Origin of the sequence: Mesorhizobium sp. M1A.F.Ca.ET.072.01.1.1 (assembly GCF_004023325.1) — a bacterium.
Lineage (GTDB): Bacteria > Pseudomonadota > Alphaproteobacteria > Rhizobiales > Rhizobiaceae > Mesorhizobium.
Genome location: NZ_RZSF01000229.1, coordinates 1 through 11,103 on the forward strand (window position 1 = coordinate 1; position 11,103 = coordinate 11,103).

The 11,103-nt window shown below is 64.1% G+C and carries 11 protein-coding genes and 1 pseudogene; 6 read left to right on the forward strand and 6 right to left on the reverse strand.

Annotation, left to right across the window (positions count from 1 at the left end; all coding sequences use genetic code 11):
- From EOA32_RS25685 to EOA32_RS25700, 4 genes and pseudogenes are all read left to right on the forward strand, one after another.
- Positions 1–495: pseudogene (locus tag EOA32_RS25685) on the forward strand (helicase); the annotation flags it as partial.
- A gap of 15 nt (positions 496–510) precedes the next feature.
- Entirely contained in the window at positions 511–897 is a 387-nt protein-coding gene (locus tag EOA32_RS25690) for an RNA-binding S4 domain-containing protein (protein ID WP_095782551.1), read from the forward strand.
- A gap of 149 nt (positions 898–1,046) precedes the next feature.
- The gene (gene fdxA, locus EOA32_RS25695; protein WP_067001876.1) at positions 1,047–1,385 is read left to right on the forward strand and encodes a ferredoxin FdxA; all 339 of its coding nucleotides are present in this window, start codon (positions 1,047–1,049) and stop codon (positions 1,383–1,385) included.
- A 375-nt stretch (positions 1,386–1,760) separates the two neighbouring features.
- Positions 1,761–2,342, forward strand: a complete 582-nt coding sequence (locus EOA32_RS25700) for a CarD family transcriptional regulator (protein ID WP_040974338.1) — start codon at positions 1,761–1,763, stop codon at positions 2,340–2,342.
- Between the two features lie 257 nt (positions 2,343–2,599).
- Here the strand turns inward: EOA32_RS25700 and EOA32_RS25705 are convergent, their stop codons facing one another.
- From EOA32_RS25705 to EOA32_RS25715, 3 genes are all read right to left on the reverse strand, one after another.
- Entirely contained in the window at positions 2,600–3,394 is a 795-nt protein-coding gene (locus tag EOA32_RS25705) for an amino acid ABC transporter ATP-binding protein (protein ID WP_067001874.1), read from the reverse strand.
- Complete coding sequence (locus tag EOA32_RS25710; protein WP_067001871.1) at positions 3,391–4,071, reverse strand: ABC transporter permease subunit; 681 nt, start codon at positions 4,069–4,071, stop codon at positions 3,391–3,393. The genes EOA32_RS25705 and EOA32_RS25710 overlap by 4 nt, the downstream gene beginning before the upstream one ends.
- A gap of 121 nt (positions 4,072–4,192) precedes the next feature.
- Positions 4,193–4,966, reverse strand: coding sequence for an amino acid ABC transporter substrate-binding protein (locus EOA32_RS25715; RefSeq protein ID WP_067001868.1), 774 nt, complete (start codon positions 4,964–4,966; stop codon positions 4,193–4,195).
- A gap of 307 nt (positions 4,967–5,273) precedes the next feature.
- Between EOA32_RS25715 and EOA32_RS25720 the strand changes: the two genes are divergently transcribed.
- Together EOA32_RS25720 and EOA32_RS25725 are read left to right on the forward strand one after the other, a co-directional pair.
- Entirely contained in the window at positions 5,274–6,137 is an 864-nt protein-coding gene (locus EOA32_RS25720) for an RNA polymerase factor sigma-32 (protein WP_067001865.1), read from the forward strand.
- A 147-nt stretch (positions 6,138–6,284) separates the two neighbouring features.
- On the forward strand, positions 6,285–8,282 hold the full coding sequence (locus EOA32_RS25725; RefSeq protein ID WP_128373211.1) for a caspase family protein: 1,998 nt from the start codon (positions 6,285–6,287) through the stop codon (positions 8,280–8,282).
- An 86-nt stretch (positions 8,283–8,368) separates the two neighbouring features.
- Here the strand turns inward: EOA32_RS25725 and EOA32_RS25730 are convergent, their stop codons facing one another.
- The 3 genes from EOA32_RS25730 to EOA32_RS25740 all read right to left on the reverse strand — a co-directional run.
- A complete protein-coding gene (locus tag EOA32_RS25730) occupies positions 8,369–9,811 on the reverse strand; it encodes a M48 family metalloprotease (protein ID WP_095799779.1) in 1,443 nt (480 codons plus the stop codon).
- A gap of 207 nt (positions 9,812–10,018) precedes the next feature.
- Positions 10,019–10,780, reverse strand: a complete 762-nt coding sequence (gene thiQ / locus EOA32_RS25735) for a thiamine ABC transporter ATP-binding protein (RefSeq protein ID WP_128373212.1) — start codon at positions 10,778–10,780, stop codon at positions 10,019–10,021.
- Positions 10,777–11,103 (reverse strand): ABC transporter permease subunit (locus tag EOA32_RS25740; protein ID WP_128373213.1); only part of this gene is annotated, 327 nt, incomplete at its 5' end. The genes thiQ and EOA32_RS25740, both read right to left, overlap by 4 nt.

The window sequence follows — 11,103 nt, forward strand, 5'->3', positions numbered from 1 at the left end:
CCCCCCGCCGAGCCGGAAGAGCCGAAGCCGATCCTGCTGTGGCGGCAGGCGCGCTTCGACCATTCGCGCCCGCGCCACCGCCATGACAATCGCCGCGACAATCGTCCGCGCAACGGCCAGGCGGCAGGCGATGGCCAGGCGGGTGCCACGGGTGGCCAGGCCGGCGATCGGCCAGCCCGTGAGGGCCGCCGCGACCAGCGCGACGGGGCCGGCAAGCCGCGCTTCGACCGGTCGAAGTTCAAGCCGAGACCGGAACGCGAAGGCGGCGAACGGCGCGAAGGCAGGCAGCAGGGCGAGCGTGCCGATCGCCACGAGGGGGGACGCCGCGAGGGCCGGCCGGACTGGAAAGGCAACAGGCAGGACGGCAAGGGCAATGCCGCAGGCGGCAACAAGCCGGCCTTCCAGGGCAAGCCGCGCGAGGAGCGTCCGCAGCGCTTCGATCCGGATTCACCCTTTGCCAAGCTCGCCGCCTTGCGCGACCAGCTGAAGAAATAGCCTCGGCCGGTCACGATGGTTGGAGAAGGCCGCCAGCGCATCGACAAATGGTTGTTCTTCTCGCGTGCGGTGAAATCCCGGTCGTTGGCGGCGAAGCTCGTCATTGCCGGGCGCGTCCGCATCAATCGCGACAAAGCAGCGCAGGCCTCCGATCTGGTCAAGGCCGGCGATGTCCTGACCATCACGCTCGACCGCCGAATCCTTGTCTGGAAGGTGCTTGGGCCTGGCGCCCGGCGTGGTCCTGCCGACGAGGCGCGGCTGCTTTACGAGGATATGTCGCCGCCGCCGACGGCCAAGGGCGAGGCGGTTCCTGACGCCATTCCGGCGCTGCGCGAGGCCGGCACCGGCCGTCCGACCAAGCGGCAGCGGCGGCAGACGGACCGGCTGCTCGGCGAGGACTAGAAGATACGACGGAACCTCGTCGCGGCAGGCGCGCGGAATTCCTTTCCGCGATGCCGGCTCAGGCGGGAAGTCCTGCCCTTGCAAGCGGCGGGCAAAGGCGTTACCTCACCAAAAAAGCCCAGCAAATACGGGACGTCCCGGAGCCTGCGATGACCTATGTCGTGACCGACAATTGCATAAAATGCAAATACATGGACTGCATCGAGGTCTGTCCGGTCGACTGTTTCTACGAAGGCGAGAACATGCTCGTCATCCATCCTGACGAGTGCATCGACTGCGGCGTGTGCGAGCCCGAATGCCCGGCCGACGCGATCAAGCCGGACACCGAGTCCGGGCTCGACAAATGGTTGCAGGTCAATTCCGAATACGCGGAGAAATGGCCCAACATCACTGCCAAGAAAGAGCCGCCGGCCGACGCCAAGAACTTCGACGGCGAGGCCGGGAAGTTCGAGAAGTATTTCTCGCCGGAGCCCGGCGAAGGCGACTGACGGCTGGGCCGGGCAAGCCGGCATGACGCCACGTAAGAGAGCCGATACAATTGCTGTCTTGACAGCCAGCGATGGCGCGTGGCGTTAGCGAATGCAGCAAAACCTTGATTCTTCCGACTTTTTGTGTTATATCCGCGAAACATGCCGGTGACACAACGTCGATTTATGGCGCTAACGCCCCAAATCACTGAAAGGTGAACTTTTCAAATCCGGACCAGAGCGATCTGGGGCAGGCAATCGCATTCGTGCGGTTTGTCGGTCCCGGCTTATTCCGGTGAGTTCACTTGTTGTGCGGCTAAAGATCGGCTTCCGCCGATCGTCTGAGTTCAGCCGGCGCCGCCATGCCGGCGCTACAACTAAGGAGTTCAGGGCGTAATGGCAACGATCACCCCGCAGAAGAAGTCCACCGCGGCCCGTCACGGGTTCAAGACCGGTGAGTTTATCGTTTATCCGGCGCATGGCGTCGGCCAGATCGTGGCCATCGACGAGCAGGAAGTCGCGGGTCACAAGCTGGAGCTGTTCGTCATCGATTTCCAGAAGGACAAGATGCGGCTTAAGGTGCCGGTCGCCAAGGCGACCTCTATCGGCATGCGCAAGCTCTCGGAAGAGGATTATGTCGATCGCGCGCTGAAGGTCGTGCAGGGCCGCGCCCGCATCAAGCGCACCATGTGGTCGCGCCGCGCGCAGGAATATGATGCCAAGATCAATTCCGGCGACCTGATCTCGATCTCGGAAGTGGTGCGCGACCTCTATCGCGCTGACAACCAGCCGGAGCAGTCCTATTCTGAGCGCCAGCTCTACGAAGCCGCGCTCGACCGCATGGCTCGCGAGATCGCCGCCGTCAACCGCATGTCGGAGACCGAGGCGGTTCGCCTCATCGAGGTCAACCTCAACAAGGGTCCGAAGCGCGGCGCCAAGGCCGACAACGAGGAAGCCGAGCAGGAAGAAGCTGCCTGAGCATTCGCCTGCCGAACAACGAAGAACCCGGCCTGGCGCCGGGTTTTTTGTTGCGCGCAATATCGGAAGGTCGGCGCTGCCCTCATCCGCCTGCCGGCACCTTCTCCCGTATAGTGAACGGGGAGAAGCGAGATGACGGCGTCGTTGGCGCCCATTCTGAAACGTTGGCGATTGGCGAACTCTCTGATGAAAGCGTCCTTTCTCCCGTCACTATACGGGGAGAAATGCCCGGCAGGGCAATGAGGGGCAGCGCCAACTTATGAAGGAATCGTACCTGATCCCCCGCCCCCGCCTTCCTTCCGCGCCTCCTCCTGCCGCAGCGAGGCGATGAAGCGCTTGGTCCGCTCGCGCTCGGGGTTGTCGAACACGATCGAAGCCGGGCCCTTCTCGACGATCGAGCCGGCATCGAGGAACACCACCTCCTGCGCGATCTTGGAGGCGAGTCTCAGATCATGCGTGGCCATCACCATGGTGGTGCCCTCGCGGGCCAGTTGACCCAGCACGTCGACCACTTCCTGCGCCAGCTCCGGATCGAGCGCCGAGGTCGGTTCGTCGCAAAGCAGCACGCGCGGCGACGGCGCCAGCGCCCGGGCGATCGCAACGCGCTGCTGCTGGCCGCCTGACAGAGTCGCCGGCCAGGCATCGGCCTTATGCGCCATGCCGACCTTCTCGAGCAGCGCCATCGCCCGCTCGCGCGCCCGCGCCTGCGGCCATTTCAGCACCGTCACCAGCCCTTCCATGACGTTCTCGATCGCGGTGCGATGCGGAAAGAGCTGAAAATTCTGAAACACCATGCCGGTCTGCAGCCGCACGCGCTGAATGTCCGCTGCCGGTACCTTGGCGCCCGGCCGAAATTCCAGCGTCTCGTCGCCGATGCGCAAAGTGCCCGAGGTCGGAATTTCCAAGAGGTTGATGCAGCGCAAGAGCGTGCTTTTTCCGCCGCCCGAAGGCCCGACCAGCGCCGTGACGCTGCCTTCGTCGATGCTGACGGTGACACCTTTCAGGACAAGATTGTCGCCGAAGCGCTTCTCGATGTTGGTAAGGCCGATCATGCATTGGCCTCCAGGAAGCCGCCATAGCGGTTGAGCCGCACCTCCAGCCGCGCCTGCAGAGCCGACAGCACCGAGCTCATCGCCAGATAGAGCGCCGCCGCCTCGACATAGAGGATCAGCGGCTCGTAGGTGGTGGCGACGATGCGCTGCGCAGCCTGGAACATTTCGGGCACCGTTATTGCCGCCGCGAGCGAGGTGTCCTTGACCAGCGATATGAACGTATTGGAGAGCGGCGGCACCGCGACGCGGCCCGCTTGCGGAAGGATCGTGCGCCGCATCGCCTGGCTCCAGGTCATGCCGATCGAATAGGAGGCCTCCCACTGCCCTTTCGGCACCGAGCCGATGACGGCGCGGATGATCTCCGACGTGTAGGCGCCGATATTGAGCGTGAAGCCGATCAACGCTGCGGGAAAGGCATCGAGCAGGATGCCCACCGACGGCAGGCCGTAGAAGATCAGGAAGAGCTGCACCAGGAGCGGCGTGCCGCGAAAGATCCAGACATAGAAGCGCACAAGCGCGACCAGCGGTTTCGGGCCGAACAGCCTGATCAGCGCCGTCACCAATCCGGCCATAAGCCCCAAGGCGAAGGACAGCAGCGTCAGCGGCACGGTGAAGATCAGTGCCGCCCATAGCAGCGTCGGCAGCGACTCCAGCATCAATTGCAACCAGTGCGGCACGGAGCCCTTCTCCTTTCCGGACGCTGCGACCCTCTGGCCGCATGCCGAGCGACTATCAGGTAAAAATCGGCGGGCCGTCAAAGACGGCCCGCCGGAACTCAAGCAAAAGGGATGATTGGGCTTACTGCGAGACGTCCTGGCCGAAATATGTGTCGGCAATCTTCTTGTAGGTGCCGTCGGCCTTGATGTCGGCCAGCGCCTTGTTGATCGCCGCCACCAGTTCCGGATCGCCCTTGCGCACGATGACACCGGAATAATCGGCATTCTCTTCCTGCGCGGCGATCTTCACATTGGCGTCGGGCTTGTGCTTCTTGAAATCGAGGAAGGACAGGCTGTCGTTGATGGTGGCGTCGGCGCGACCGGTGAGCAGCAGCTGGATCGACTGATCGAAGCCGTCGGTGCCGACCAATTCGGCGCCGTTCTTCTCGGCGAGCTTGCCGAAATTCGAGGTCAGCGACTGCGCCGCCTTCTTGCCCTTGAGATCCGCGAATGTCTTGATGTCGCTGTTGTCGCCGCGCACGATCAGCACCGCCTTGGAGGCGATGTAGGGATCGGAGAAATCATACTTGGCCTTGCGTGCGTCGGTGATGCCGACCTCGTTGATGACGGCGTCGTAGCGGTTGGCATCGAGCCCCGCGATCAGGCCGTCCCACTTGCCCTCGAGAAACTGCACCTTGACGCCGAGCTTCTCGGCGATCGCCTTGGCGATCTCCACGTCGAAGCCGACCAGGGCGCCGGATTCGTCATGATAGGTGAAGGGCGCGTAGGTGCCCTCCGTGCCGACCTTGATCACGCCTGCCTGCTTGATCTGGTCGAGATTGGTGCCGGCATGACCGGCTGTGACTGCCAGAACCTGCAGCGTTCCGGCGACGAGAAGCGATTTGAGCCATTTCATTTTTCTGTGATCCCGTTTTGACCGGTGCCCCGGCGCATGGTGAGAGCCGCAAACTGGCAGATGGAAGCTCAAGAAATAAGGAACCAGATTTCAAAAATCGACCGCTCCAGAAATCCAGTTCTCAACACCAGCGAAAAATCCGCCAAGCCAAGCCTCACGGATCGATAACAGAAACGTTTTCGGCAGGCATATGCATCCGCCGGCACTACGGAACCATTCGCGCTTCTGGCACGTTGCTGGCTGTTGTAGGGCGCTGCGACGTCATTTCAACCGTCATCCAGTGCAACGACCGCCAAAAGGAGTCGGCATGATCGAGGATGTGGCAGGACGGACACTGGTCCGGGCGGCAATGAAGGCTCCCTATCTCGAGCGCGACGAGGAGCATCTCCTGGCCATACGCTGGAGGGAAAAAAAGGATCAGGACGCGCTGCATCTGATCACCGTCGCCCATATGCGGCTGGTGATTTCGATGGCCTCCAAATTCCGCCACTACGGTTTGCCGCTCGGCGACCTCATTCAGGAAGGCCATGTCGGCCTGCTGGAAGCGGCTGCCCGCTTCGAGCCCGCCCGCGAAGTGCGTTTCTCGACCTATGCCACCTGGTGGATCCGCGCCTCGATGCAGGACTATATCCTCCGCAACTGGTCGATCGTGCGCGGCGGCACCAGCTCCGCGCAGAAGGCGCTGTTCTTCAATCTGAGGCGGCTGCGCGCGCGGCTTGCCAACGGCGCCGAGCCGCTCTCCAATGCCTCGCTGTACCGCGAGGTTTCGGCCGCGCTCGGCGTGCCGGAAGCCGACGTGGCGATGATGGATTCGCGTCTTTCGGCCCCCGACAGCTCACTCAATACCCCCCTTGCCGACGAGAACGGCGCCGCCGAGCGGATGGATTTCCTGGTCTCGGAGGATCCGCTTCCCGACGAGGTCGTCGGCGAAACGATCGACGTCGAGCGCCGCGCGGTCTGGCTGAAAAGCGCGCTCGGCGCGCTCAATGCGCGCGAGCTGCGCATCATCGAGGAGCGCCGCCTTAGCGACGACGGCGCCACCCTGGAATCGCTTGGCGAGGCGCTCGGCATCTCCAAGGAACGCGTCCGCCAGATCGAAGCCCGCGCCATGGAAAAGCTGCGGGCGGCGCTAGTGAAGCAGAACCCCGAATTCCTGGCGGAAGCCGCCTGAAAGCCGAGGCAGCGGCTCGAAGACGTCAGGAGGCCATCTCCCGGCGGCTTTCTGCATCCGTAGCCATGGATTGTGAATTCTTTAACAGACCCTCGCGGCGTAAACTGTCTTCCTGACTGCACCAACTTTAGCGGATGGGGGTTTGCCATGCTGCGATGCTGCGCGTTCCTTGCAGCCCTGGTTCTCGTGTGCTTCACCGCGTTCGAGGCTCACGCCGATCGAAGGGTTGCCTTGGTCATCGGCAATGCCGAATACCGAAATATTCCGGCTCTCAAAAACCCGGACAAAGATGCTCAGGACGTCGCGAATACGTTCCGGCTGGCCGGCTTCGACGTGTTCGTCGCAAAGGACTTGACCAAGCTTCAGTTCGAGGAGCGGTTCCGCAACTATCTCGCCGCGGCGGACGGTGCGGATCTGGCCGTCGTCTACTATTCCGGCCACGGTTTTCAGATCGGCGGCGAGAATTTCCTGATCCCCGTCGACGCGTCGCTGAAGGATGCCGCCGACATCGAGGTCCAGGCAATCAAGCTCGACGACGTGCTGGAGCAATTGCGCTCGAAAGCGAAGATCCAGGTGATCATCCTCGACGCCTGCCGGAACAATCCTTTCCCCCGCCAGGATTACTGGCTGAGGGACCAGCTGATCGTCGCGGGCGACGCCGGCCTTGCGCAGGTGAAGAGCTCACTGAACACGCTGATTGCCTTCGCCACCGAGCCAGGTGCGGTCGCCTATGACGGGCGCGGTGCCCTCAGCCCGTTCTCATCTGCCTTTTCGCGCCACGCGTTGGCGCCCAACCAGGAAATCCGCACGGTGATGGCCGCGGTTCGCCGCGACGTGGTCAAAGCCACCAACGGCAAGCAGGTTCCGTGGGAGAATTCCTCGCTGGTCGACGAGGTGGTGCTGATGCGCCACGATGACGCCGAGGGTCAGGAGGTCACGGCCAAGCAGGAGCAGCCGGATCCGGAGAGCGGCATCCACCTCACCGGCGCCGCCGAGGCGATCGGAAATCGCGATATCAGCATCCCGGTTGGCGTCGGTCCGGTTCCGCTGAAGCTCGATTTCCCGAGCAACGACCCCGCGCTCAGCCTGAAGCTTGCAAGCTATCCGGCAACGGGAACGCTGTCGCTGCCGGACAGGACCCTGTCTCCGGATTCCAGCATGAGGGCCGGTGAAATCGATAATTTGCGTTACGAGCCGCAGATCGGCTCAGCTGCTCCGGTCGAGATTGGCTTCCAAATCCGCGGCGGCAACGCGTCCAAGGCAGCGACAATGAAGCTGTCGCCAAGCGTCGACCCCTGCGACCAAGCGGCGGGCGCACCGCTCGACCTGCAGGGCGTCGCGCCCGGCCGTTTGCAGAACGAGATCGCCGGCGAGGCCGCTGAGGCCTGCCAGGCGGCGGTGAAGGCCTACCCCGACGTCGCTCGGTTTCGCTACGAGCTTGGGCGGGCGCTGCTGGCGTCCGGCAAGGTCGACGAGGCCAGGAAAGCTATCCAGGAAGCTGCCGACAGGGGGCACGTCCGCGCCATGTTCGAGCTCGGCCATATCGCTTCGTCCGGAATAGGACCGGCCGCGGACTCCGCGAAAGCGATCAGCTTCTATTCAGAAGCATCCGACAAGGGAGACCCCTATGCGATGGCCGCTTGGGGGCGAGCCTTGTTCAATGGTGTCGACGTCGAGCAGAATACCGGCAAGGGATTGGACCTGCTGCTCAAGGCGGCGGCCATGGGGCACGTCAACGCGATGAACGATCTCGCCGTGATCTTCAAGGATGGCCGCAACGGCGTGCCCGCCGACGAGGCCCGCGCCTTGGCTTTCCTCAAAGCCGGCATCGCGCGGCAAGAGGCATATTCGATGAGCATTCTCGGCCTTCCCGCGCGCAGCACCTTAACGGTCGCAGTGTGCAAGCCCAAGGTCGTGACGAAAATAGTCACCAAGGTAAAGGTTGTCCGCACACCCGCGCCGAAGACGCCGACGGTGACAGTCCCGACAGTGGTCAAACCACCTCAGACCGATACCGGACCGGCGCCCTGGCGCGGCAGTAGCGGCGATCATTCGGGGTCCGGCGGCGGCCAAAGTGGTGAGGGCAGCGGGGGCAGCACCGGCGGCCAGAGCAGCCCTGAAGGCGGCAGCAGTGGCGGGCTCTGATTGCTGCGGCAGCCGCGCGCCCGGGTTGACCGAACAGAAGCGCGCGGCTGATTCGTTGCGGAAGCACTAAGCGGGGATGCTGACCCCTACTTGTCGGTGACGATCTTGACCTTGTCGCCGGCCGACACACTCGCGCCCGGCGACATTGCGTTGAGCACCCGGAACAGGTCGAGCTTTCGGTCGACGCCGACCATCTGAGCGGCAAGCGTGCCCATGTTCTGGCCGGGCTGCACAGTGACTACCCGGATATGCAGCGGCTTCAGCGCCGCCTTCTCGGCCGCGCTCAACGTGCGGAAGGAGCTGCTGACGGAGCGCGCGACCGGCTCCAGCGCGGTGCTGGCCGAGGGTGCCGCAGTCAGCAGCCGGTAGACCTGTCCGCCGGCCCGGATGACCGCGATATCGAACTGCCAGCCTTGCGCGCTGGCATGCGCCATCGCCGCCTCGTTGCCGTTGACCGTTTCCTGGCGCACGCTGGCATCGTCCAGTCCGGCGACCCAGCCGCTGCGGATATAGTCGGTGAGCGACACCGACTTGTCGATCGCCACGCCATCGAAGCGGATGGCGATATCGCCCGGACCGGTCGCGGTCACCGCGGCCGCCGAATTGTCGATGACGAAACCCTCAGGCACCGAGAACGACACGCCAAGGCCGGGATGCAGGAAGGTCTGGCCGCGCACATAGCCCTCTTCCGGCGTGTCGCCGTAGAGCAGCCCGTCTATGCCGGCGAGAAAAGCATCGCGGTCGCGCGTGCCGACGCCGGGCGGTCCGAAGTTGCGGGCGAGTCGCTGCGCCAGCTCGATGCGCTGCGGCGTGTTGGGATGCGTGGCCAGGAAGTCGAGGCTGGCATCCGTGGCGCCGCTGACCGAGCGGAAATCGGTATAGGCCGACATCGACTGCAGGAAGCGGCCGGCCGCATAGGGGTCATAGCCCGCTTCGCCGATCGACTTGATGCCGATCGCGTCGGCCTGCAGTTCCTGGTTGCGCGAAAACTGCGCAAGCCTCAGCTTGCCGCGGATGAGAGCGGCCTTGGCGGTCGGGCTGTCGCCGAGCACATCGGAGACGACCTTGGTCGCCAAGCCTTCCTCGGCCTCGAGCTGCTGCCGCTGCAACCCGTGATTGGCGGTGACGTGGCCCATCTCATGCGCGATGACGGCCGCAAGCTCGGAGGAGTCATTTGCCAGCGCCAAAAGTCCGCGCGTGACATAGAGATAGCCGCCCGGCAGCGCGAAGGCGTTGACGTTGGGCGAGTTGAGGATGGTGATGCGATAGGTCTGGGTCGGATTGGCCGAGACCACCGTCAGATTGCCGACGACCTTGGCCACCATGCGCTCGAGCTTCGGATCGGAATATTCGCCGCCATAGGTGGCGAGAATCCGCGGATGCTGCGCTTTGGCCATTTCGGCCAGCCTGGCGTTGGCGACGACATTGTCGACGGTGATCGGCTTGTCGGAGGGCTGGAAGCCGGACTCCTGCACGTCCGGCGGCGTGAACATCTGGCAGCTCGCCAGCGCCACGGCAAAGCCGGCCATCGCGAAAAATCGCGCCAGCGGCTTAGTCCATACTCTCTCGATGCCGGCCGTCAGATCGGCTTCCTTTCGTAATCTTTCGGCAAATCACGGCCCACTCGGACCAGCATGGCCGGACCTAGCCACACTCCCCCGGACAAGGCAAGCAAACGCCTGATCACCCGCGACCGGTTTGGCCGTAAATTATGTCCGCTTCCGGGCAATGTGTTGTCATCCGGCAACGCTGCCGCCTCGATCGCCGATATAGCGCCGGAAGGCCTCCGGTCCAGCACCGTCGAAGAAATCGGCGGCCGACCCTCTTGCCGCGACCCTGCCCTCGTCGACGAACGCGATCCGCTGGCCGATGCAGCGCGCGTCCTGCGGCTGGTGCGTGACGAAAAGCACGGTCATCTGTCGCTCGGCGTGGATGCCGGCCATGAGATCGAGCATGTCTTCGCGCAGCGCCGGGCCGAGCGAGGCGAAAGGCTCGTCGAGCAGAAGCACCGGACGGTCCCGTATGAGCACCCGCGCCAGCGCGACGCGCTGCCGCTCGCCGCCGGAAAGCTCGCGCGGCAGCCGCTTTTCCTTGCCGGCGAGACCGACACGCCCCAGCGCTTCCGCGACCGCGCGGTGGTCGTCGGCCGTGAGCTTGAGCGATGGCGAGCGGCCAAGCCCGACATTACCCTCGACCGAAAGATGGGCGAACAGGTTGTTTTCCTGGAACACCATCGACACCGGCCGCGCCGAGGGCGGCGCATTGTCGACATCGATCCCGCCGATCAGCACCTTGCCAGCATTGGGTGATTCGAAGCCGGCCACCAGATTGAGCAGCGTCGACTTGCCTGAACCGCTCGGCCCCATGATGGCGGTGATCCTGCCGGCGGCGAATTCGACATCGAACCGGAAGGATGCCTCGCCATAGCTGAAGGATACGCCGTCCAACGTGACGGCCAGGCCCTTCGTGGCCGCGATGCCATTATTATCCCTCGTCATGCCTTTGCCTCCCGCCCCAGCCAGTCGGCGGCGACAACCAGCATCAGGCAGACGAGGCCGAGCAGCAAGGCCAGCCCCGCGGCGTCGGCGGTCCGGTAGCTGCCCATGCGCGCGAGTAGAAGATAGGGCAAGGTCTGGACCGAATCGCTGCCGAACAGCGCGATCACGCCGAGATCGCCGAGCGACAGCGCCATGGCGAACGCAAAGCCAGTGGCCAAGGGCCGCCGCAGCGACGGCCAGTCGACCAGCCGCAGCCGGTTCCAGCCGGAAATGCCGAGCGCCAGGCAGAGTCGCTCGTGGCGCTCGCTCGCCGCGTCATAGGC

Excerpts from the sequence above, each read along its gene's own strand:
- EOA32_RS25725 (WP_128373211.1), top strand. The coding sequence starts at position 6,285 with ATGCTGCGATGCTGCGCGTTCCTTGCAGCCCTGGTTCTCGTGTGCTTC.
- EOA32_RS25730 (WP_095799779.1), bottom strand. The coding sequence starts at position 9,811 with ATGGCCGGCTTTGCCGTGGCGCTGGCGAGCTGCCAGATGTTCACGCCG.
- EOA32_RS25715 (WP_067001868.1), bottom strand. The coding sequence starts at position 4,966 with ATGAAATGGCTCAAATCGCTTCTCGTCGCCGGAACGCTGCAGGTTCTG.
- EOA32_RS25720 (WP_067001865.1), top strand. The coding sequence starts at position 5,274 with ATGATCGAGGATGTGGCAGGACGGACACTGGTCCGGGCGGCAATGAAG.
- EOA32_RS25700 (WP_040974338.1), top strand. The coding sequence starts at position 1,761 with ATGGCAACGATCACCCCGCAGAAGAAGTCCACCGCGGCCCGTCACGGG.
- EOA32_RS25690 (WP_095782551.1), top strand. The coding sequence starts at position 511 with ATGGTTGGAGAAGGCCGCCAGCGCATCGACAAATGGTTGTTCTTCTCG.
- fdxA (WP_067001876.1), top strand. The coding sequence starts at position 1,047 with ATGACCTATGTCGTGACCGACAATTGCATAAAATGCAAATACATGGAC.
- thiQ (WP_128373212.1), bottom strand. The coding sequence starts at position 10,780 with ATGACGAGGGATAATAATGGCATCGCGGCCACGAAGGGCCTGGCCGTC.
- EOA32_RS25705 (WP_067001874.1), bottom strand. The coding sequence starts at position 3,394 with ATGATCGGCCTTACCAACATCGAGAAGCGCTTCGGCGACAATCTTGTC.